The sequence below is a fragment of the Cupriavidus pampae genome, assembly GCF_914271485.1.
GTDB classification, from domain to species: domain Bacteria; phylum Pseudomonadota; class Gammaproteobacteria; order Burkholderiales; family Burkholderiaceae; genus Cupriavidus; species Cupriavidus pampae.
Genome location: NZ_CAJZAG010000001.1, coordinates 696,030 through 718,087, shown reverse-complemented (window position 1 = coordinate 718,087; position 22,058 = coordinate 696,030). Strand labels below are relative to the sequence as shown.

Below are 22,058 nucleotides of genomic sequence, written 5' to 3'. Positions count from 1 at the left end.
AGTGCATCGAGAACGGTGGTGGGTGCTGAGGGGCTCGAACCCCCGACCTACGCCTTGTAAGGGCGCCGCTCTACCAACTGAGCTAAGCACCCGCTCTCTTCACTGCTAGTCGTACTAATCGTGTCTTACTACACAATCTCGCTACGCACGGCTCGGCAGGTACTTCTTGTTGCCGCTGTTTGCGTTGCGAGGCCGCGATTGTAATCCAGGTGTTTGCGATTTGCCAAGCCTTGCGCACAAGAAAAATGCAATAAAAAACGCCACGGTTTCCCGTGGCGTTTTACGTCGCAGCGGTCGTACAGACCCGCGCGCGATCAGTGATGCGTCATCTCGACCGTGGACTTGGACTTGTCAGCCACGTCGGCTGGCTTCTCCACGTCGTCGGGCAGCGGCTCGGGCTTACGCTCGAGCGCGAGCTCCAGCACCTTGTCGATCCACCGCACCGGCACGATCTCGATCGCGTTCTTCACGTTGTCCGGAATCTCGGCGAGATCCTTGACGTTCTCTTCCGGAATCAGCACCAGCTTGATACCGCCACGATGGGCCGCCAGCAGCTTCTCCTTGAGACCGCCAATCGGCAGCACCTCACCACGCAGCGTGATCTCGCCGGTCATCGCGACATCGGCACGCACCGGAATACCGGTCAGCACCGACACCAACGCCGTCGTCATCGCACCACCCGCGGACGGACCATCCTTAGGCGTCGCGCCTTCGGGCACGTGGATGTGGATATCGCGCTTCTCGAACATCTCGTCCGTAATACCCAGACGACGTGCACGGGAACGCACCACAGACCGCGCGGCCTCGACCGACTCCTTCATCACGTCACCCAGCGAACCGGTACGCGTGATGTTGCCCTTGCCCGGCATGATCGCGGCTTCGATGGTCAGCAGATCGCCGCCCACCTCGGTCCACGCCAGACCAGTCACCTGGCCCACCTGGTTTTCCTTGTTCGCCAGACCGAAGTCGTACTTGCGCACGCCGAGGAATTTGTCGAGGTTCTCGGAATCCACCTTCACCGAGCCCGACTCCTTCTTCAACAGCAGCAGCTTGACCACCTTGCGCGCAATCTTCGAGACCTCGCGTTCCAGCGAACGCACACCGGCTTCCCGCGTGTAGTAGCGGATGATGTCGCGAATCGCGGCCTCGGTCACCTCGATCTCGCCGCCCTTCAGACCGTTGTTCTTGATCTGCTTGGGCAACAGATAGCGCTCGGCGATGTTGACCTTCTCCTCCTCGGTATAACCCGAGAGGCGAATCACTTCCATCCGGTCCAGCAGCGGCGGCGGAATGTTCAGCGAGTTCGACGTCGCCACGAACATCACGTCCGACAGATCGAAGTCGACCTCGATGTAGTGGTCCTGGAACGTGTGGTTCTGTTCCGGGTCCAGCACTTCGAGCAACGCCGACGACGGGTCGCCACGGAAGTCCATGCCCATCTTGTCGATCTCGTCGAGCAGGAACAGCGGATTGCGTACGCCGACCTTCGACAGGCTCTGCAGGATCTTGCCCGGCATCGAGCCGATATAGGTCCTGCGGTGGCCACGGATCTCGGCCTCGTCACGCACACCACCCAGTGCCATGCGCACGAACTTGCGGTTCGTTGCGCGTGCCACAGACTGCCCGAGCGAGGTCTTGCCCACGCCAGGAGGGCCAACCAGGCACAGGATCGGCGCCTTCACCTTGTCCACGCGCTGTTGCACCGCGAGGTACTCGAGAATGCGTTCCTTTACCTTCTCGAGGCCATAGTGGTCCTCGTCGAGCACGCGCTCGGCGTTCGCCAGGTCATTGTTGACCTTGCTCTTCTTGCGCCACGGCAGATTGACCAGCGTGTCGATGTAGTTACGCACGACAGTCGCTTCGGCCGACATCGGCGACATCAGCTTGAGCTTCTTGAACTCGGCGTCGGCCTTCTTCTTGGCCTCCTTGGGCATGCGCGCGGCCTTGATGCGCTTGTCGAGTTCCTCGAGATCCGCGCCTTCTTCGCCTTCGCCCAGTTCCTTCTGGATGGCCTTGACCTGCTCGTTCAGGTAGTACTCGCGCTGGGACTTCTCCATCTGGCGCTTGACGCGACCACGGATGCGCTTTTCCACCTGCAGGATGTCGATCTCGCCTTCGAGTTGCGACAGCAGGCTCTCGAGACGCTCGGTCACATTGACCATCTCGAGGATCTTCTGCTTCTGCTCGAGCTTGATCGGCAGATGCGCGGCGATCGTGTCGGCCAGACGGCCGGCTTCGTCGATCCCCGACAGCGACGTCAGGATCTCGGGCGGGATCTTCTTGTTGAGTTTCACGTACTGGTCGAACTGCGACACGATCGCGCGGCGCAGGGCCTCGGTCTCGGCGCTTTCAACCGGTGCGGGTGGCACGGGCACGGCTTCGCACATGAAGTGCGAATCGTCCTCGCTCACTTCGGTGATGTTCGCACGCTGGGTGCCCTCGACCAGCACCTTTACGGTACCGTCGGGCAGCTTCAGCATTTGCAGGATGTTGGCGATGCAGCCGACCCCATAGAGGTCGTCAGCCGTCGGCTCGTCTTTCGCCGCCGTCTTCTGGGCCACGAGCATGATGCTCTTGCCCGACTCCATCGCAGTCTCAAGCGCCTTGATGGACTTCGGGCGACCCACGAACAGCGGGATCACCATGTGCGGAAACACCACCACGTCGCGCAGCGGCAACAGTGGGAGGCGAATCGGCTCAGCCGGGAGGAGTTGTGTTCCTGACATCATTTTCCCCAGTTCAGTCATTTAAGGCGTAAATAGGGTCGCGGGAATCGATTACAAGGTTGCTATCACCGATTTCGGCACAGAACAGGAACATGGGAGAAACATCGGAAAAACATGCCGAATAATCCACTTCACCATGCGCCTCTGCCTGCACTTGCGACCCGTTCTTGAACAGCATACCCGCGTTTGCTCCCGTTCGTCGTTTGAAATGAAGAAAAAAGGCCGTTCACTTTCACGCGAACGGCCGCTTGATTTTAGAGCCGGTCTGGCATGCGCCACCCCGCCTTCCTTCGCATCAATTCGAGCCCGCTACCTTGGGTTGCTGCTGCTCCTCGTAGATCAGCAGTGGCGGCGCATCGCCCGTGATGGTGTTCTCTTCGATCACCACCTTGTGCACGCCCTTGTAGTTCGGCAGGTCGTACATGACGTCCATCAGCGATTGCTCGAGAATCGAGCGCAGGCCGCGCGCGCCGGTCTTGCGACGGATAGCCTTGCGTGCGATCGCCGACAGCGCGGCCGGACGAATCTCCAGCTCCACGCCTTCCATCGCCAGCAGCTTCTGGTACTGCTTCACGAGCGCGTTCTTCGGCTCCACCAGAATCTGCATCAGCGCGGCTTCGTCGAGCTTGGCCAGCGTTGCCACCACCGGCAGACGCCCGATGAGTTCCGGGATCAGGCCGAACTTGATCAGATCCTCAGGCTCGGTCTGCGGCAGCACTTCGCTGACGTCGCGCTCTTCCTTGCTCTGGACCTGGGCGGCAAAGCCGATGCCAGTCTTGTCGGAACGCTGCATGATGACCTTTTCCAGGCCATCGAACGCACCGCCGCAGATGAACAGGATGTTGGTCGTATCGACCTGCAGGAAGTCCTGGTTCGGGTGCTTGCGGCCACCTTGCGGCGGCACCGACGCCATCGTGCCTTCGACGAGCTTCAGCAGCGCCTGCTGCACACCTTCGCCCGAGACGTCGCGCGTGATCGACGGATTGTCCGATTTGCGCGAAATCTTGTCGATTTCATCGATATAGACAATGCCGCGCTGCGCCTTCTCGACTTCGTAGTTGCAGTTCTGCAGCAGCTTCTGAATGATGTTCTCGACGTCCTCGCCCACATAACCGGCTTCCGTCAGCGTGGTCGCGTCGGCGATCACGAACGGGACGTTGAGCAGACGGGCCAGCGTCTGGGCGAGCAGCGTCTTGCCGGAACCGGTCGGACCGATCAGCAGGATGTTGCTCTTCGACAACTCGACATCGTCCTTCTTGCCGAGGTGCTTCAGGCGCTTGTAGTGGTTGTACACCGCCACGGCCAGGATTTTCTTGGCCTGCTCCTGCCCGATCACGTACTGGTCGAGGCTCTCGCGAATCTCGTGCGGTGTCGGCAGGTCGGAACGGGTAGCGGCGGTAGCGTCCTTCTCGGACGCGGCGGCCTCGTCGCGGATGATCTCGTTGCACAGGTCGATGCATTCATCGCAGATGAACACCGACGGGCCCGCGATCAGCTTCTTGACCTCGTGCTGGCTCTTGCCGCAGAACGAGCAGTACAGAAGCTTTTCACTGGAAGAACTTTTTTTGTCCGCCATAGGATTCAGTCATTAGCAGTGTGGCCACACGGAGCCGGGTTGGCCTCCGCGCGAAACGCATGAAACGCATCATACGCCAAAACAATTGGGCCGACCGGTGTTGCTCGGGTGTAACTCGAGTGTGACTCGGGTGTTTCTCGAAAGCAAAAAACGAGGCACATGGCCTCGTTCCAAGGTAGGCTAGCCGAGGCGCACTCAGCCGCGCCGCGTAATGACCTTGTCGATCAGACCGTAGTCCACGGCCTGGTCGCCGCTCATGAAGTTGTCGCGATCGGTATCGCGCGCGATTTTCTCCACGGGCTGGCCGGTCACCTCGGACAGAATACTGTTGAGGCGTTCACGCAGGTACAGGATCTCGCGGGCCTGGATCTCGATGTCCGAGGCCTGGCCACGCGCGCCACCCAGCGGCTGGTGAATCATGATGCGCGAGTTCGGCAGCGCGCTACGCTTGCCCTTGGCACCAGCGGCAAGCAGGAATGCACCCATGCTCGCGGCCATGCCCATGCACAGCGTCTGTACGTCCGGCTTCACGAACTGCATCGTGTCGTAGATGGCAAGGCCCGCCGAAACGGAGCCACCCGGCGAATTGATGTACAGCGATACGTCCTTGTCAGGATTCTCGCTTTCGAGAAACAGCAATTGCGCCACAACCAGATTTGCGGTCTGGTCATTCACCTCGCCAACCATGAACACCACGCGTTCCTTGAGCAGGCGCGAGTAGATGTCATACGCGCGCTCGCCGCGGCCGGACTGCTCGACCACCATCGGCACCAGTCCAAGACCCTGCGTCTCCAGGGCCGAAGCCTGCGTCGTGGCGAGACGGTCTAGCAAATCATTGCGGGTCATGCAGGTTCTCCAGGTATTCAGGGGATGACGGCCAGCGTCATGTCCGCGTCTTCAGGTCATCGACCTTCCGACGCGGGCACTTGCCGGCCGCTTCACGCGAATCAGGCTTGCTGCGGATTCGACTCGGCAGTCAGTTCCTCGAACGACACCGTCTTGTCCGTGACCTTGGCCTTCTCGCACACGAAATTTACCACGTTGTTTTCGAGCACGTAGGCTTCCATCTCGGCCAGGCGCTGCTGGTCACCGTAGTACCAGCGCATGACTTCCTTCGGGTCCTCGTAGCTCTTCGCGAAGTCCTCGATTTCCGCCTTGATCTGGTCAGGCTTGGCCTGCAGGCCGTTGGCCTTGACGATCTCGGCCAGGATCAGGCCCAGCTTCACGCGGCGCTCGGCCTGCTGGGTGAACATGTCGGCCGGAATCGGCATGTCCTTGGCATTCGGCATGCCACGTTGCTCGAGGTCGCGGCGGGCCATTTCGACCAGACGCTCCTTGTCCTGATCGACCAGCGCCTTCGGCACGTCCAGATCGCTGACCTTGATCAGCGCTTCCATGACTTCGTCCTTCAGCATGGCGTGTGTACGACGCTTGACTTCGCGCTCGAGGTTCTCGCGGATGTCCGCGCGCATCTTCTCGACGCTGCCGTCGGCGATGCCGAGCGACTTGGCGAACGTGTCGTCGATTTCAGGCATATGGGCCCATTCGACGCGCTTCAGCGTAATGGTGAACTCGGCGGTCTTGCCGGCCACTTCCTTGCCGTGATAGTCGGCCGGGAACGCGAGCGGGAAGGTCTTGCTTTCGCCAAGCTTCAGGCCGATAGCGGCGGCTTCGAACTCGGGCAGCATGCGGCCTTCGCCCAGCACGAAACCGAAGTCTTCGGCCTTGCCACCGGGGAATTCCACGCCGTCGATCTTGCCCACGAAGTCCACGGTCACGCGGTCACCGCTCTTGGCGGTCAGATCGCCGCCACCGTCGCCGTGCTCGCCGGCTTCGCCGCGCACGTGGTAGTGCACGCGCTGCTTGCGCAGGATGTCCACGGTCTTGTCGATCTCGGCGTCGCCGATCTCGGTCTTGGTGCGGGTAACTTCGGCACCGGTCAGTTCACCGATCTTGACTTCCGGGTACACCTCGAACGTTGCCTCGAAGGCCACTTCGTCTTCGGCGACGCCGTCGGTCTTCAGGTCGAACTTCGGCTGGCCCGCCACCTTGACGTCCTGCGCCTGGGTGATGTCGAAGAATGCGCGCGCGGCGCGGTCGAAGCGGACTTCGAACTCGACCTGTTGGCCGTATTGCTTCTCGACCATCTTCATCGGCACCTTGCCCGGGCGGAAGCCGGACATCTTCACCGTCTTCGACAGGCGAACCAGGCGCTCCTGCGTTTCCTTCTGCACTTCGGCCTTGGGGATGGCCAGAGTCACCTTGCGGTCCAGCTTGCCGAGATTTTCAATGACGTTCGACATGGTCGTAGATCCAATCCAGAAATGTTGTTGTCTCTGCCTACTTCGCGTCCGCTGCAGGAATGTTTCCTGCCACCATGAGTGCGCCAATTTCGGGATCGCTCATTGACCAAGGTCATTGACCTCGCCATGACGGCCCCAGATACGCACCCGGCGGGCTCCGTGCGGACGGAAAACGCGGATTATCGCATGGTTTTGATTCGCTTCCGGCAGTTTTTACCCCGACAGCGAATTAGGGTCACCAGCGGGGCCAGCTGTGGCCTGACCGTGGCGCAGCGCGCGCAACAGCAGCCGCGCCGGATCGACAGCGTCCGCGAGGTCGCTTTCCACCGGCAGCGGCTCGCCCTCGATCTGGCTTGCCACCATTTCGCCGGCCAGTGCGGCCCATGTGAGGCCACGCGAGCCGAACGCAAGGGTTGCGTACAGCCCGGGGAGCCGCGGCAGGTCGCGCAGGTGGGCGCCGCGCAGGGCGGCGGCGCGCGCTAACGCATCGGCCTCGTCGGGCAGGCGGCCGATCAGCGCCAGCCGGTTATGCGCGACGGTGCGCAAGCCGACGTAGCCGTCGAGCGCGCGCGGGTCCAGCGCGCCGAGGGCCGCCGCGTGATCCGGCAGCAGCGCCGCCGCGCGCGCGAGGTTGTCCGCGTGCACCTCGGGCCGCGCGGTCAGCGGGCTTTCGTCGCCCTCCTCCGGCTCGTAGCTCGAGCCCACGCGCGCGCTGCCGTCCTCGGCGCGCGGCAGCAGATAACCGTTGCCGGTGACCACGCAGTCAGGCCAGCGCCCGAGCGCGCTCACGGCCGCTGCCGGCAAGTCGGTGAGCTGGCCGCGCACGCGCCGCAGCTCGCGGAACGTTGCGGGCACCATCCGCTCGGCCTCGTAGCCATTGGCCAGCACGAGCACCGGCGCAGCGGCAATCACGCTGCCGTCGGCGGCGAGGACCTGCCAGATTTCCTGCGCGCCCGCGCCGTCCCGCAGCACTCCCGAGCCTGCCGCATCGCTCCGCGTCGCATCGCCCGCCACAGCGGCGTCGCCGGAGCTGGCGGCATATCTCGTGCGTGCCGTGCTGGCCGCGCCTGTGGTGTCTTCGGCCATGGCGCGCTTCGCTGGGACGCGCACGATGCGCGCGGCCTCGGTACCGAAGCGTGTCGTGACGGCGGCGCCGGCGCGGGCGAGTTGAGCGGCGCAGATATCGGGGGGCGCTACCCAGCCGCCCTGCCCGAACCACAGGCCACCGCGTGGCACTGCGGCGCCGTGCGTGGCGGCGGCTTCTTCGGGCGGCATCCAGCGTGCGAAAGTCTCCGGAAAGCCAAGCGTCGCGAGCGCGGCGTGCTGGGCGTCGTTGTCCGCCGCGTCCTCGCCGAGGTGCAGCACGCCGCAGCCATGCCATGGCACCGGATGGCCCGCGGCGGCAAGCGTCCGCCACGCGCGCAGCGCGTACAGGTTGCCCGCGCGCGACAGCCGCGACAGCACGCTGTCGTCGCTGGAAATATGCGGGTGCATCGCCGCCGCGCGATGCGCGGAGGTCTGCCGCGCGGGCCCCGCATGGCGATCGATCAGCGTCACGCGCCAGCCGCGCGCGGTCAGGCGTTCGGTCACGGCACACCCCGCGAGCCCCGCGCCGATCACGATCGCATGCCGATCTGGCCACGATGCAGCAGGCGGCGGCGCATGGCGGCGGACCTTCCACGCGGGCGCGAAGCGCGCCACCGTCATATCGCGCTTGCCACCGAAGCCTGGCACCTTGCGCACGTCGAAGCCCACCGCCTGCAGGCCACGCCGCACAAAGCCCGCGGCGGTGTAGGTGGCCAGCGTCGCATCCACGCGCGCCAGCCGCGACAGGCCACGAAACACGCTGTCGGACCACATATCGGTATTGCGATCCGGAGAAAAACCGTCGAGATAGAACGCGTCGGCGCCAACCGCGAGCTTCGGCAGCAGCGCCTCCGCGTCGCCGAACGCCAGTGTCAGCGTGACCGCCCCGCCCTCGAACTCGAGCCGGTGCAGGCCCGGCAAGACATCGGGCCAGGCATCCTGCAGCGTGGTCGCCAGCGCCAACAGCGGCCCGAGGCTCGCATGGAGCTGGCGCAATCCATCGCGCGTGAACGGATGCTTCTCGATGGAAACGAAATGGAGCCGACCGCAGCGTTGTGGATCGTCGCGCCATGCCTGCCACGTGGCGAGGAAATTGAGCCCCTGCCCAAAGCCGGTCTCGACGATCACGAACTGGCGGTGGTCGCGCCACCGCGCGGGCAGATCGTTCCCGCCCAGAAACACGTGATGCGCCTGCGCCAGCCCGCCACGGCTGCTGTGATACACGTCGCCGTAGCGCGGGGAATAGGGGATGCCATCGTCGTCAACGATCGGCTCGGCGGGCTCGAGGACACGTGGCAGGTGCGACGGCATGGGCATGGATAGCCGGAAGCGGCAGGTAGGAGCGACGGGCGGCGGATGGTAGCATAGCGCCCCTCGCGCCCCGGCACCCTTGTTGTACCCTTCTCCGTATCGATTCCCGGGGCCGCCGCCACACCTCATTACGCCATGTTCAGCTACCGCCACGCCTTCCATGCCGGCAACCACGCCGATGTGCTCAAGCACGCCATCATCGTGCAGCTGCTCGACTACCTGACGCAGAAAGACAAGCCGTTCTGGTATATCGACACGCAGGCTGGCGCGGGGCTCTACGCGCTGGATCATGAGTACGCGCAGAAGAACGCCGAGTACGAGACCGGCATCGGTCCGCTCTGGGAAGCCGAAGAAGAACTGCCATCGTTGCTGGAAGCGTATCTGGAGCAGGTGGACGAGCTCAACCCCGATGGCGAGCTCAACCACTATCCGGGTTCGCCGTGGCTAGCGTGGCAGATGCTGCGCGACGCGGATCGCCTGCGGTTGTTCGAAATGCATCCGACCGAGATTCAGGTCCTGCGCGACAACTTCCGTGGCGCGGGCCGCAAGGTCATGCTGTACGACGGCGATGGCTTCGAGGGCCTCAAGGCCATCCTGCCCCCGCCGCCGCGCCGCGCGCTGGTGCTGATCGACCCGGCGTATGAAGACAAGAACGACTACGCGCGCACGGTGCGCGCCGTGCAGGACGGGCTCCAGCGCTTTGCCACTGGCATGTATGCGATCTGGTATCCGCAGGTGCAACGGCGCGAGGCGGTGCAACTGCCCGAACAGTTGAAGCGGCTGCCGGTCAAAAGCTGGGTGCACGCGTCGCTGACGGTCCGGAATCCGGTGTCCGGCGGGCTCGGCCTGCATGGCAGCGGCATGTTCGTGATCAACCCACCGTGGACGCTCAAGGCGGAGCTGGAGGCCGCACTGCCGAAACTGGTGGAACTGCTGGGGCAGGACGACGGCGCGTCGTTTACGTTGGAATCGCTGGACGGCTAGGCGGACCGCGCCGCCATCCGCGCCATCAAGGCGTTGAGGCCAAAACCGATCAACGCCCCGATCGTATCGGCCACCACGTCGATCGCATCGGCATCGCGGTAGGGAGTAAATCCCTGCAAGATCTCGATCAGCACGCCATACCCGATCAGCCCGAGCAAAATCACCCACATCCGGCCCGGCCACGCGCGCGAGCCAAGCACCGCGAGCGTGCCAAACGCGAGCATGTGATTCGACTTATCCCAACCGGTGGTGGGCATATGCGTCGAGGGCGGCAGCAGCGCAAGCACCAGAATGGCAACCGTGCAGCCCCAGAACATCAGGCGAAACATCCCGATCGAGCGAAGCGTCGTTGACATGGTCGGGCTCAGGAAAAAGAGACAAACGTAACGTTACCGCAATTCGGCGCAACGGAATGTTCGTGAGCGCACCCCTCCCGCGTGGAGACAGGGCGGCAAAAGACGGGAATGCAGGAAGGATTTGGTGCGAGGGAGGGGACTCGAACCCCTACACCATTGCTGGCGTCAGGACCTAAACCTGGTGCGTCTACCAATTTCGCCACCCTCGCGGTCCTTATGTCGTTGTGGCGTATTGCATCGCCGCAAAACAAGGCTGCGGATTGTAGCGCAACGCGGGAGGGGAATCCAGCCCCCCTCCCCGATCACTGTTGCTTAGGCTTGTGGCTCAGCGTTTCACGCGGATAAACGCGAGCACCAGCACCGTCGCGCAGGCCTCCAGCGCGGCCACGAAATACAGGCCCGAGGACAGTTGGCCCGTGGTGGTCTTGAACCAGCCGATCATGTACGGCGCGACGAAGCCAGCCAGATTGCCGATCGAGTTGATCAGCGCGATGCCGCCCGCTGCCGCGGTGCCGGCCAGGAACGCCGACGGCAGCGACCAGAACACCGGGAATGCGGCCAGGATGCCGATCGAGGCGATGGTCAGCGCGCACAGCGCCAGCGTCGCGCTTTGCAGGAACATGCCAGTCAGCGTCAGGCCCACGGCGGCCAGCAGCGTGGCCAGCGCGACATGCATGCGACGTTCGCCCGTGCGGTCCGAGTGGATGCCGTTGAGCACCATGGCAATGGTGCCAGCGATAAACGGAATCGCCGAGATCAGGCCGATCTGCAGGTTGCCCTTGACGCCGAGCTCCTTGATGATCGACGGCGACCAGAACGCGATGGTCGCGTTGCCGCTGACCACGCAGAAGTAGATGGCCGCGCAGATCCACACCCGCGAGTTGGCAAACGCATCGCGCAGCGACGAATGCTTGCCCGGATCGCGTGCCTCGGCTTCCACGTCGCGCGTGACCAGGGCCTGCTCCGCGGGCGACAGCCACTTCGCGTTGACCGGCTTCTCCGGCAGGTACATCAGCACCGCGATACCCGCGAGCACCGACGGAATGCCCTCGATCACGAACAGCCATTGCCAGTTGGCGAGGCCATCGACATTGTCCATCGTGGTCATGATGAAGCCAGCCAGCGGGCCGCCGATCACGCCCGCGATCGCGAACGACGTCATAAACAACCCGTTGATGCGCGCGCGGCGCTCGGCCGGGAACCAGTACGTGAGGTACAGCACCACGCCCGGGAAAAAGCCCGCTTCAAAGATGCCGAGCAGAAAGCGCAGCGCGTAGAACTGCATGGGCGTGCTGACGTAGATCATCGCCATCGAGGCCAGGCCCCACAGGATGGTGATGCGCGCGAGCGTCTTGCGCGCGCCGATCTTTTCGAGCAGCAGGTTGCTCGGCACTTCGAACAGAAAGTAGCCGATGAAGAAGATGCCCGCGCCGAAGCCATAGACGGCCTCGCTGAACTGCAGGTCCTGCAGCATCTGGAGCTTGGCGAAACCGACGTTGACGCGGTCGATCCACGCGAGGATGAACAGAAAGACGAGGAACGGAATCAGGCGCAGCGTGATCTTGCGGTACGCATCGTTGCGCTGCCGGGTAAGTTCGGCGGGCGGCAACCCTTCGACGACGCCCGGGGCGCCGGCTAACGTGGAAGACATCGGTTCTACTCCTTGGCTGTGGTACACGGGGCTGCGCTACGTTGGCGCAGCCCTCGGGCGATAGATGGCGAACGCTGTGCTGGAGCGTTGCGGGAACGACTGTTTACAGCGCGGCCTCGATGGCGCCAGCCACCTGCAGCACGCGTGCATCCTGCCCATGCAGGCCGCACACGCCCAGACCAATGCCCTGCCCCAGCGGCAGCGAGGCGGCGCAACCGTCGAGGAAGTTGATCACGCTGGCGTTGCGCAGCACGAGGCCGTTCGTGGCGAAGAACGCCTCGTCGGTCTGCAGCGCATCGACGCGCGGCGGGCGGATCGCGACGGACGGCATCAGCCATGCGTCGGCGTCGCGCAAAAGGTAAGCCGCCTCGGCCTGCATCGCGCGACGCGCGGCCAGCAGCTCGATATAGTCGGTGGCGCTGAGCTTCTCGCCGCGACGGATACGCATGGCCACACGCGGGTCGTACTGATCGCCACGCTCTGCCAGCAACGTGCGATGCCACGTCCATGCTTCCGCTGCGGTCAGGCCACCGGCCGCGTTGATCTCAGGCAGCTTGCGCAGCGCCGCGAAGTCGAACGGCACGATCTGCGCGCCCAGCGACGACAGCTTGGCGACCGTAGCGTCGAAGGCCTTGGCCACGTCGTCATCGACGCCGTCGAACACGAAATCGCGCGTCACGTACAGGCGCAGGCCGGCCAGCGTTGCCGGCCGCGTGTCGAGCGTTTCGCCCGACAGCACCGCATCGACGGCCGCGCAGCAGGCCACCGACCGCGCGAGCGGGCCGGCCGAGTCGAGCGATGTCGACAGCGGCACCGCGCCGTCGAGCGGCACACGCCGCGCGGTAGGCTTGAAGCCGGTCAGGCCGCAGAACGCGGACGGGATGCGGATGGAACCACCGGTGTCGGTGCCGAGCGCGGCCACGGCCATGCCCTCGGCCACGCTCACTGCGCCGCCCGAAGTGGAGCCGCCGGCGATGCGCTCGGGGTCGAGCGGCGTGCGCGGCGTACCGTAGTGCGGATTGAGACCGAGACCCGAGAACGCGAACTCGCTCATATTGGTACGGCCGATCAGCACCGCGCCAGCGGCACGCAGGCGCGCCACGGCCGTCGCGTCAGCGGTGGCGGGCGCACCGGTCAGCGCCTTCGAGCCCGAATGCGTGACCTGGCCCCGCACGTCGAACAGATCCTTGATCGAGACCGGCAGGCCTGCCAGCGGCGAAGCTACGAGGCCCGCCACGCGCGCCTGATCGGCCGCGCGGGCCGCGGCCAGCGCGCCCTCGGCATCCACCTGCATAAAGGCGGTGCCGCCGGCCTGCTGATGCCGCGCGATGCGCGCGAGCGCGGCTTCGGTCAGTGCGACGCTGCTGGTACGGCCAGCCGCGAGTTCGGCCGCGAGCGCGGCGATCGTTGACGTGTGGTCCATGTCGTTCCTGTGTGGTTCCGTGTGGGTTCCCTGATCGAGCCCTGTGTAGCTTCGGTGTGCCGTGTGCTGGCGTGTCGCTTAAGGCGCGACGGCGAGGCTCTCCACGCGATACGCGTGACGCAGCGTGCGATTGCGCACCGGATCATGCAGCTCCACCTCGAAGGCTTCGCCGTGGCCCAGTTCGCCGATCACGGCCTGCGTGCCGCAGAACATCGCCGTGCCCGGGGGCAGCGCGTCTTCGCCGGTCAGGCGTTGCACCAGATCGCGCGGGTCGAGCAGTCGCGTGACCTTGCCTTCCTGATACAGCGCGCGGTCGCCGTCGCGCACGCGCCAGCAGCGCATTTCGAGGCTGTCCCAGTGATCGGCCACCTCGTCGAAGCGCCACACTTCGCGACCCACGGGCTTGCCGCACATCTGCTTCGAGACCGTGACGTCGTACGCCTCGACCTTGCGATCGGTATGGTCGGAGCCGATACCGATATACAGCGCGTCCTGGCTTTGCAGCAGCACGAATTCGGTCTCGCCCGACGAGTCGTCGCGCGGCACTTCGAGGACATCGCTGGTGGTCAGCAGCGAGGCGGCCAGCGGGTAGAAGCACGGCACGGTCGACGGCGGCTTGACGCCGATGTCCTGGAGTTCCTTGATGTGGTGCTGCACCGCGTCGGCGTCGCGACCGGTCCAGCCGGCGATGATCAGTCGTTCGATGTCGAGGGCGAGCGGGCCCCCGCCGGCTACCTGGAATTGCAGTGTCGGCATTGCGTAAATCCTGTTGCGAGAGAGTTGAGGCTTCAGAGTGTCCGGATGATGTTCTTCCGGAATTCGTCGATGTGTTCGCGGATGGCCTCGCGCACGGCCGGGATGTCCCGGCGTTCGAGCCCGTCCACGATCTCCAGGTGTTCCTGGTAGACGTTCTCGAGGTGCTGCGGGTCGGACAGCGAGAGGAACCAGAAGCGCGCCTGCTTCTCGTGCAGGCTGCGCAGCAGGTCGGCCAGCACGCGATTGCGCGAGGCGGCCGACATGGCGGTATGGAATTTGAGGTCCAGCGAGGCCAGCGCGGGGATGTCGCGGCGCGCGATCAGGTCCGGCGAGCGGTCCACGATATCGCGCATAGCCTTGAAGTCGCTGTCGTGCCCACGCTCGCAGGCCAGCGTGGCGCACAGCACCTCGTTGGTCGCGCGGACTTCGATCATGTCGAGCACGTCGTTCAGCGACAGCGGCGTGACGAGGATGCCCTTGCGCGGCAGGATCTGGACCAGCCCTTCCACCTCGAGCCGGTGCAGCGCCTGATGGACCGGCGTGCGGCCGATATTGAGCAACGTGGCGACCTGCGCCTCGTTGAGCGGCTCGCCGGGGCGGAACTCGCACGCGATGATGCGGCGCTTGATCTCGAAGTACGCCTGCTCGCGCAGCGCCGCGCCGCTTTGCGCGGGCGTCAGCGGCAGGCGAGGTTCGTCTGCGGGGTCGTTGGCCACAAGTCGGATGGATCGCGTCATGAATATCGCTGTCGGGATGACTTAAGTTGTTGTGATACTAGTGTGATATTTCACTGTACGCAAGACGCTGATTTATTAGGGTTTACGCCAAATTTTGTTATTGCACTCGCAGAGCCGGTATCATTGGCGCGTTACGTTCGTATCGATGATCGATACATGCATATCTTGGTGCAATACACGCTCATCGTGGTGCAGCTGTCACGACGATGGTGCTCGCTCAACCCTTTCATTGATTCTCATGGTCTCGCCCGATCCGTTGTTCAACCAATCGCTCGAAAAAGGCCTGGAGGCATTGCGCGCGTTCACCGCCGTCCATCGCACGCTCACGCTCGGGGAACTCGCGACGCTGACCGGCATGACCAAAAGCTCCGCGCAGCGGACCGTGCATACGCTGGAGCAGCTTGGCTACGTCGACAAGCATCCGCAGACACGGCGTTTCCGCCTGACGCCGAAGGTGATGGAGATCGGCTACAACTACCTTGCCGCCGATTCGCTGATCCCGATTGCCAGCCCCTATTTGTCGCAGCTCGCGAATGCCAGCGGGGAGACGGCCAATCTCACTGAGCCGGTGGGGCTCGATATGGTCTACGTTGCGCAGTTGATGACCGCCAAACATATGCCAGTGCTGACGCCGGTGGGGATGCGGATTCCGATGTACTGCACGAGCTCGGGCCGCGCGTATCTGAGCACGCTGCCTGATGCGCAGGCGCGCGAGATGCTCGAGCGCTCCGCGCGCGCGGCGCGCACGCCGGCTACGTTGACTGACGTGGATGCGATCTTCACGCGCGTGGCGGCGTGTCGCACGGTGGGGTATGCCTGCAATGAGGAGGAGCTGTTTCTTGGCGATATGGGCGTGGGGGCACCGATCGTGAACAGCCAGGGGATTGCGGTGGGGGCGGTGCATGTGTCGCCACCGGTGAGCCGGTGGACGATGGAGGAGGCGCAGCGGAAGCTGGGGCCGTTGGTGGTGGAGTGTGCGTGGGCGATTTCTCGGTCGATTGGACATTGAGGGGGCAGCGCCCCCTCAGCCAGTTAGCCGGCCACGCTCAGCATCGCCTGCAGCAGCACGTTGGCGCCGGCCTCGATGTGTTCCGGTAGCGCGTCCTCCAGCTCGTTGTGGCTGATGCCGTCCTTGCACGGCACGAAGATCATGCCCGTGGGCGCGCGCTGCGCGACGTACACCGCGTCGTGGCCCGCGCCGCTGACCACTTCCATGTTGGGCAAGCCCAGCAGGTCCGCGGCGCGGCGGACCGCGTTCACGCATTCCGCCGCAAACACGCACGGTTCGAACTTCACCACCTGACGGATTTCCACCTGCACGGCCGCCGCATCGGCGATGCCCGCGAACGCCGCGCGCATGGCCGCGTCCATGCGGTCGAGCCCGTCCTGCGACAGGTTGCGAAAGTCCACCGCAAAGTCCACACGCCCCGGAATCACATTGCGCGAATTGGGCGTGACCTCGACGTAGCCGACCGTGCCGCGGCCGTGGGGGGCCTCATCGCGCGCGATGCGGTTGACGGCTTCGATCATGCGCGCCGTGGCCAGCATCGCGTCGTGGCGCAGGGCCAGTGGCGTGGGGCCGGCGTGCGCGTCCTGGCCGGTGACCACCACGTCGTACCACTGCTGCCCCAGCGCGCCTGAAACCACGCCGATCGGCAGGCCCGCGGCCTCCAGCACCGGACCCTGCTCGATATGGGCCTCGAAATACGCGGCAAACATGCCGCCCGGGACCTCGCCAGCTGGCTGCGCGCCGCGATAGCCGATTGCGTCGAGTGCCGCGCCCACGGTGACGCCGGCACGGTCGGCCTGCTCGCACGCGAAGCCCGCCTCGAACACGCCGGCGAACACGCCCGAGCCCATCATCACGGGCGTAAAGCGCGTGCCTTCCTCGTTGGTCCAGATCGCGACCTCGAGCGGCGCGCGCGTGACCACGCCCAGATCATTGAGCGTGCGCATGACCTCGAGCCCGGCCAGCACACCGAAGTTGCCGTCGAACTTGCCGCCCGATGGCTGCGTGTCGATGTGGCTGCCGGTGGCCACCGCGCGCGCGGTCGGATCGCTGCCCGCGCGACGCGCAAACACATTGCCGATCTCGTCGACGCGCACGTCGAGGCCCGCCTCGCGGCACCAGCGCACCACCAGATCGCGGCCGAGCTTGTCCTCTTCGGTCAACGCGATGCGGCAGACGCCGCCCTTGGGCGTGGCGCCGAGCGCGCCGAGGTCCATCAGCGATTGCCACAGTCGTGCGCCGTTGATGCGGGGGGTGTGAAGCGTGTCCATGTGAGTTCTCTGTGTCGATGAGTGCGAGTGTGGGTTCGCAGTCAGCAAGAAGCAGACCATCTGAAAACAAGCGACCCAGCGCACGGTGGCACATGACTTGCTAGCTCCAAGGCACGCCCTTCCCCACCCTCAAGGAGCTCTGCCTGTGAACCACCACTCGTCCTCCCACGCAAAAGGTTTCCCCTTCGGTATTCGCTCGATCGTAGCCACGACGGCAGCCGCCCTCGCCTTTTCCGTGCTCGCGCTGCCCGGTGCCGCCATGGCCGCGGAGAAGACGCTGCGCATCGGCATGACCGCCGCCGATATCCCGCGCACGCTCGGGCAGCCCGATCAGGGCTTCGAAGGTAACCGGTTCACGGGTATCCCGATGTACGACGGCCTCACCGCGTGGGACCTGTCCAAAAGCAACGGCCCGAGCCTGCTGGTGGCGGGCCTCGCCACCGAGTGGAAAGTCGACGACAAGGACAAGACCAAGTGGACGTTCAAGCTGCGTCCCGGCGTGAAGTTCCACGACGGCTCCGCGTTCAACGCCGATGCCGTGGTGTGGAACGTGAACAAGGTACTCGACAAGACCGCCAAGCAGTTCGACCCGAGCCAGGTCGGCGTGACCGCCTCGCGCATGCCCACGCTGCGTAGCGCGAAGAAGATCGACGACCTGACCGTGGAACTCGTGACGTCGGAGCCGGACTCGTTCCTGCCGTACAACCTCACCAACCTGTTCATGGCTTCCCCCGCGCAATGGGACAAGAAGCTCGCCGCCGTGCCGGCGTCGGTGACCGACGCGGCCGAGCGCAGCAAGCAGGCATGGGTGGCCTTCGCGGCCGACGCCTCGGGCACGGGCCCGTTCAAGATGACGCGCTTCGTGCCGCGCGAGCGCCTGGAACTCGCGAAGAACGCCAGCTACTGGGATCCGAAGCGCGTACCGAAGATCGACAAGGTCGTGATGGTGCCGATGCCGGAAGCCAACGCGCGCACCGCCGCCCTGCTGTCGGGCCAGGTGGACTGGATCGAGGCACCGGCGCCTGACGCCATCGCCCAGATCAAGAGCCGCGGCTTCGAGGTCTACGCCAACGCCCAGCCGCATATGTGGCCGTGGCAGCTGTCGTTCGCGCCGAACTCGCCGTGGCTCGACAAGCGCGTGCGCGAAGCCGCCAACCTGTGCGTGAACCGCTCGGGCCTCAAGACGCTGCTGGGCGGCTATATGGCCGAGGCCAAGGGCATCGTCGAGGCGGGCAACCCGTGGTGGGGCAACCCGAAGTTCGACATCAAGTACGACCCGAACGCCGCGCGCAAGCTGATGACGGAGGCCGGCTACTCGGCCGCCAAGCCGGTCAAGGTCAAGGTACAGGTGTCGGCATCGGGCTCGGGCCAGATGCAGCCGCTGCCGATGAACGAGTACGTGCAGCAGAACCTCAAGGAGTGCTTCTTCGACGTGGACTTCGACGTCGTGGAGTGGAACACGCTGTTCACGAACTGGCGCATTGGCGCTAAGGACCCCAGCGCGCACGGCGCCAACGCCATCAACGTGAGCTTCGCGGCAATGGACCCGTTCTTCGCGATGGTCCGCTTTGTCAGCACCAAGACCCAACCGCCGGTCTCGAACAACTGGGGCTACTTCGGTAACGCCGAGTTCGACAAGCTGATCGAGAACGCACGCACCTCGTTCGACGAGAAGGGTCGCGATGCCGCGCTGGCCAAGCTGCACGCGCGCATCGTCGAGGAGTCGCCGTTCGTGCTGATCGCGCATGATGTCGGCCCGCGCGCGATCTCGAAGAAGGTCAAGGGCGTGGTGCAGCCGCAAAGCTGGTTTATCGATATCGCGACGATGTCGATGGATTGACCCTGCCGCACCCCCTGCCCCTCTCCCGCCACGGAGAGGGGCGCAACACCTATAACGATATGCCCGACCAGGCCCCACGATGATCTATCTGCTCCGCCGCCTTCTCTACGCGCTGCCGATCCTGCTCGGCGTGGCACTGCTGTGCTTCTCGCTGGTCCATATCGCGCCCGGTGACCCGCTCGTGTCGGTGCTGCCGCCCGATGCGTCGGAAGACCTGCGCCGCCAGCTCACCGCGCTCTACGGCTTCGATAAGCCCTTTCTCGAACAATTTCTCCATTGGCTGGTGCGCGCGCTGCACGGCGACCTCGGCACGTCGATCGCGACCAACCGGCCGGTGATGAGCGAGGTCTCCAAGGCCGTGATCAATTCGATCCGCCTGGCTTCGGTGGCCACGCTGATCGGCTTTACATTCGGTTGCCTGTTCGGCTTCGTCGCCGGCTACCTGCGCGACTCGGTGTCCGATCGCATCGCCTCGTTCCTGTCCGTGCTCGGCGTCAGCATTCCGCACTACTGGCTCGGCATGGTGCTGGTGATCGCGTTCTCGGTGATGCTCGGCTGGCTGCCCGCGACCGGCGCGGGCCCGGGTGGCTCCGGCGACTGGGCGTGGGACTGGGAACACTTCCAATACATGCTGCTGCCCGCGATCACGATGTCGGTCATCCCGATGGGCATCGTCGCGCGCACGATCCGCGCGCTGGTGGCGGAGATTCTCTCCAACGAGTTCATCATCGGCCTGCGCGCGCGCGGCCTGTCGGACCTCGCGGTATTCCGCCATGTGGTCAAGAACGTGGCGCCGACCGCGCTGTCGGTGATGGGCCTGCAGTTGGGCTACCTGCTCGGCGGCTCGATCCTGATCGAAACCGTGTTCTCGTGGCCGGGCACCGGCTTCCTGCTGAACTCGGCGATCTTCCAGCGCGACTTTCCGCTGCTGCAAGGCACGATCCTCGTGCTCGCGGTGTTCTTCGTGCTGCTGAACCTGCTGGTGGACGCGCTGCAGACGCTGTTCGATCCGCGCATCGAGCGCAACTGATTGTTTTTATCCGACTCGCGGAGAGCCTCATGGACCTGACCCTCGACAAACGCACGGCACCGCTTGCCGTGCAGCGCTCCCCCGGATACTGGGCCACCGTCGGCCGCCGCCTGCTGCGCAACAAGCTGGCGATGCTGGCCGCGCTGATCCTGATCGCACTAGTCGTCATGGCGCTGTTCGCGCCGCAGCTGATGCCGAGCGATCCGTATGCCGCGTCGATCCTCAAGCGGCTCAAGCCGATCGGTACCGAGCACTTTCCACTCGGCACCGACGAGCTGGGCCGCGATATGCTGTCGCGACTGATGCTCGGCGCGCGGCTGTCGCTGTTCATGGGCATTACGCCGGTGCTGCTGGCATTCGTCATCGGCAGCGCGCTCGGCATCATCGCGGGCTTTGCGGGCGGCCTGACCAACACCGTGATCATGCGCCTGACCGACGTCCTCTACGCGTTTCCGTCGGTACTGCTGGCCATCGCGCTGTCGGGCACGCTTGGCGCGGGCGTCGGCAATGCGCTGCTCTCGCTGACCATCGTGTTCGTGCCGCAGATCGTGCGCGTGGCGGAAAGCGTGACCACGCAGGTACGGGCGCGTGAATTCGTCGATGCCGCACGCGCCTCGGGCGCGTCGTCGCTGTCCATCGTGCGCGCGCACGTGCTCAACAACGTGCTCGGCCCGATCTTTGTCTATGCCACCAGCCTGATCTCGGTCTCGATGATCCTGGCCTCGGGCCTGTCGTTCCTCGGCCTCGGCGTAAAGCCCCCCGAACCCGAATGGGGCCTGATGCTCAATACGCTGCGCACCGCCATCTACACGCAACCGTGGGTGGCCGCGCTGCCTGGCGCCATGATCTTCCTGACGTCGATCTCCTTCAACCTGCTGGCCGATGGCATCCGCTCGGCCATGGAAATCAAGGACTGAACATGAACGACACTCTGGAAGCCGCTGCGGTCGCCACCCGTGATGTCGGTGGCCCCGCCCAGCCGCTGGTCATCGCGCGCGACCTCGTCAAGCATTTCCCGCTCAAGTCCGCCATCCCATTTCGCCGTGCCGGCGAGGTGCGCGCCGTCGATGGCGTGAGCTTCGATGTGCTCAAGGGCGAGACGCTCGGCGTCGTTGGCGAATCGGGCTGCGGCAAATCCACCACCGCGCGGCTGCTGATGCAGCTGACCGCGCAGGACAGTGGCGAACTGATCTTCGACGCGCAGGGCGTGGGCTCGGCGCAGTTGCCGATGAAGGCGTTCCGCAGCCAGGTGCAGATGGTGTTTCAGGACAGCTACTCGTCGCTGAACCCGCGCCTGACCATCGAGGAGTCGATCGCCTTTACGCCGCGCGTGCATGGCGTGAGCGCGCGCGAGTCCACCGAACGCGCGCGCTATCTGCTGGAGCGTGTGGGCCTGGCGCCCGCGCGCTTTGCCGGACGCTATCCGCACGAACTGTCGGGCGGCCAGCGCCAGCGCGTGAACATTGCCCGCGCACTCGCGCTGCGGCCGCGCCTCGTGATCCTCGATGAAGCGGTGTCCGCGCTCGACAAGTCGGTGGAAGCGCAGGTGCTGAACCTGCTGCTCGACCTCAAGGCCGAGTTCGACCTCACCTATGTGTTTATCAGCCACGACCTCAACGTCATCCGCTATCTGTGCGATCGCGTGATGGTGATGTACCTCGGCAAGGTGGTCGAAGTGGGCGATACCGAGTCGATCTACGCCAATCCCGCGCACCCCTACACGCGCGCGCTGCTGGCGTCGATGCCGTCGATGGACCCCGACCATCGCACGATGGCCGCGCCGCTGGCCGGCGATCCGCCCAACCCGATCAACCCGCCGTCGGGTTGCAGCTTCCATCCGCGCTGCGCGCGCGCCGAGCCCGTGTGCGAACGCCGCGCGCCCGCGCTGACTGATGCGCTCGCGGGCCACCCCGTATCGTGCCTGATGGCCATGCCCGACGGCGGCCACTCGCTGCCGCTGCGTCGCATGACGCCCGGCCTGCATGCGGCCACGCCCTGA

18 protein-coding genes and 2 tRNA genes are annotated in these 22,058 nt (G+C 64.9%); 6 read left to right on the top strand and 14 right to left on the bottom strand.

Annotation, left to right across the window (positions count from 1 at the left end; genetic code table 11):
* Positions 1-16: 16 nt before the first annotated feature.
* The 7 genes from LDO41_RS03135 to mnmC form a co-directional block, all read right to left on the bottom strand.
* Positions 17-92, bottom strand: a tRNA-Val gene (locus tag LDO41_RS03135).
* Positions 93-314: 222 nt separating this feature from the next.
* Positions 315-2,726, bottom strand: coding sequence for an endopeptidase La (gene lon / locus LDO41_RS03130; protein ID WP_223981705.1), 2,412 nt, complete (start codon positions 2,724-2,726; stop codon positions 315-317).
* A gap of 13 nt (positions 2,727-2,739) precedes the next feature.
* The gene (locus tag LDO41_RS03125) at positions 2,740-2,904 is read right to left on the bottom strand and encodes a hypothetical protein (RefSeq protein ID WP_223981703.1); all 165 of its coding nucleotides are present in this window, start codon (positions 2,902-2,904) and stop codon (positions 2,740-2,742) included.
* Positions 2,905-3,021: 117 nt separating this feature from the next.
* On the bottom strand, positions 3,022-4,302 hold the full coding sequence (gene clpX, locus LDO41_RS03120; RefSeq protein WP_223981702.1) for an ATP-dependent Clp protease ATP-binding subunit ClpX: 1,281 nt from the start codon (positions 4,300-4,302) through the stop codon (positions 3,022-3,024).
* Between the two features lie 195 nt (positions 4,303-4,497).
* Positions 4,498-5,148, bottom strand: a complete 651-nt coding sequence (gene clpP, locus LDO41_RS03115) for an ATP-dependent Clp endopeptidase proteolytic subunit ClpP (protein WP_223981700.1) — start codon at positions 5,146-5,148, stop codon at positions 4,498-4,500.
* 101 nt (positions 5,149-5,249) lie between these two features.
* Positions 5,250-6,605: a trigger factor gene (gene tig / locus LDO41_RS03110; RefSeq protein WP_223981698.1), complete on the bottom strand. Its 1,356-nt coding sequence runs from the start codon at positions 6,603-6,605 to the stop codon at positions 5,250-5,252.
* Between the two features lie 213 nt (positions 6,606-6,818).
* Positions 6,819-8,990 (bottom strand): bifunctional tRNA (5-methylaminomethyl-2-thiouridine)(34)-methyltransferase MnmD/FAD-dependent 5-carboxymethylaminomethyl-2-thiouridine(34) oxidoreductase MnmC, encoded by a 2,172-nt coding sequence (mnmC, locus tag LDO41_RS03105; protein WP_223982351.1) that lies wholly within the window; start codon positions 8,988-8,990, stop codon positions 6,819-6,821.
* A 147-nt stretch (positions 8,991-9,137) separates the two neighbouring features.
* Between mnmC and LDO41_RS03100 the strand changes: the two genes are divergently transcribed.
* Positions 9,138-9,986 carry a 23S rRNA (adenine(2030)-N(6))-methyltransferase RlmJ gene (locus LDO41_RS03100; RefSeq protein ID WP_223981696.1) on the top strand — a complete coding sequence of 283 codons (849 nt, stop codon included), beginning with the start codon at positions 9,138-9,140 and terminating at the stop codon, positions 9,984-9,986.
* Here the strand turns inward: LDO41_RS03100 and LDO41_RS03095 are convergent.
* From LDO41_RS03095 to LDO41_RS03070, 6 genes are all read right to left on the bottom strand, one after another.
* Complete coding sequence (locus LDO41_RS03095) at positions 9,983-10,342, bottom strand: VanZ family protein (RefSeq protein ID WP_223981694.1); 360 nt, start codon at positions 10,340-10,342, stop codon at positions 9,983-9,985. The genes LDO41_RS03100 and LDO41_RS03095 overlap by 4 nt on opposite strands.
* A gap of 122 nt (positions 10,343-10,464) precedes the next feature.
* Positions 10,465-10,551: transfer RNA gene (locus LDO41_RS03090), tRNA-Leu, on the bottom strand.
* A 116-nt stretch (positions 10,552-10,667) separates the two neighbouring features.
* A complete protein-coding gene (locus LDO41_RS03085) occupies positions 10,668-11,993 on the bottom strand; it encodes an MFS transporter (protein ID WP_223981693.1) in 1,326 nt (441 codons plus the stop codon).
* A gap of 103 nt (positions 11,994-12,096) precedes the next feature.
* Positions 12,097-13,416 (bottom strand): amidase, encoded by a 1,320-nt coding sequence (locus LDO41_RS03080; protein ID WP_223981691.1) that lies wholly within the window; start codon positions 13,414-13,416, stop codon positions 12,097-12,099.
* 78 nt (positions 13,417-13,494) lie between these two features.
* A complete protein-coding gene (locus LDO41_RS03075; protein WP_223981689.1) occupies positions 13,495-14,172 on the bottom strand; it encodes a DUF2848 domain-containing protein in 678 nt (225 codons plus the stop codon).
* 32 nt (positions 14,173-14,204) lie between these two features.
* On the bottom strand, positions 14,205-14,909 hold the full coding sequence (locus LDO41_RS03070; protein ID WP_223981686.1) for a GntR family transcriptional regulator: 705 nt from the start codon (positions 14,907-14,909) through the stop codon (positions 14,205-14,207).
* A 238-nt stretch (positions 14,910-15,147) separates the two neighbouring features.
* Between LDO41_RS03070 and LDO41_RS03065 the strand changes: the two genes are divergently transcribed.
* Positions 15,148-15,918, top strand: coding sequence for an IclR family transcriptional regulator (locus LDO41_RS03065; protein WP_223981685.1), 771 nt, complete (start codon positions 15,148-15,150; stop codon positions 15,916-15,918).
* Positions 15,919-15,941: 23 nt separating this feature from the next.
* Here the strand turns inward: LDO41_RS03065 and LDO41_RS03060 are convergent, their stop codons facing one another.
* Positions 15,942-17,189, bottom strand: coding sequence for a Zn-dependent hydrolase (locus LDO41_RS03060; protein WP_223981683.1), 1,248 nt, complete (start codon positions 17,187-17,189; stop codon positions 15,942-15,944).
* A gap of 145 nt (positions 17,190-17,334) precedes the next feature.
* Between LDO41_RS03060 and LDO41_RS03055 the strand changes: the two genes are divergently transcribed.
* The 4 genes from LDO41_RS03055 to LDO41_RS03040 all read left to right on the top strand — a co-directional run bounded on the left by LDO41_RS03055 (position 17,335) and on the right by LDO41_RS03040 (position 22,058).
* Positions 17,335-19,029, top strand: a complete 1,695-nt coding sequence (locus tag LDO41_RS03055; protein WP_223981681.1) for an ABC transporter substrate-binding protein — start codon at positions 17,335-17,337, stop codon at positions 19,027-19,029.
* A 79-nt stretch (positions 19,030-19,108) separates the two neighbouring features.
* Positions 19,109-20,059, top strand: coding sequence for an ABC transporter permease (locus LDO41_RS03050; protein ID WP_223981679.1), 951 nt, complete (start codon positions 19,109-19,111; stop codon positions 20,057-20,059).
* Between the two features lie 29 nt (positions 20,060-20,088).
* Positions 20,089-20,976, top strand: a complete 888-nt coding sequence (locus LDO41_RS03045; protein WP_223981677.1) for an ABC transporter permease — start codon at positions 20,089-20,091, stop codon at positions 20,974-20,976.
* 2 nt (positions 20,977-20,978) lie between these two features.
* On the top strand, positions 20,979-22,058 hold the full coding sequence (locus LDO41_RS03040) for an ABC transporter ATP-binding protein (protein WP_223981675.1): 1,080 nt from the start codon (positions 20,979-20,981) through the stop codon (positions 22,056-22,058).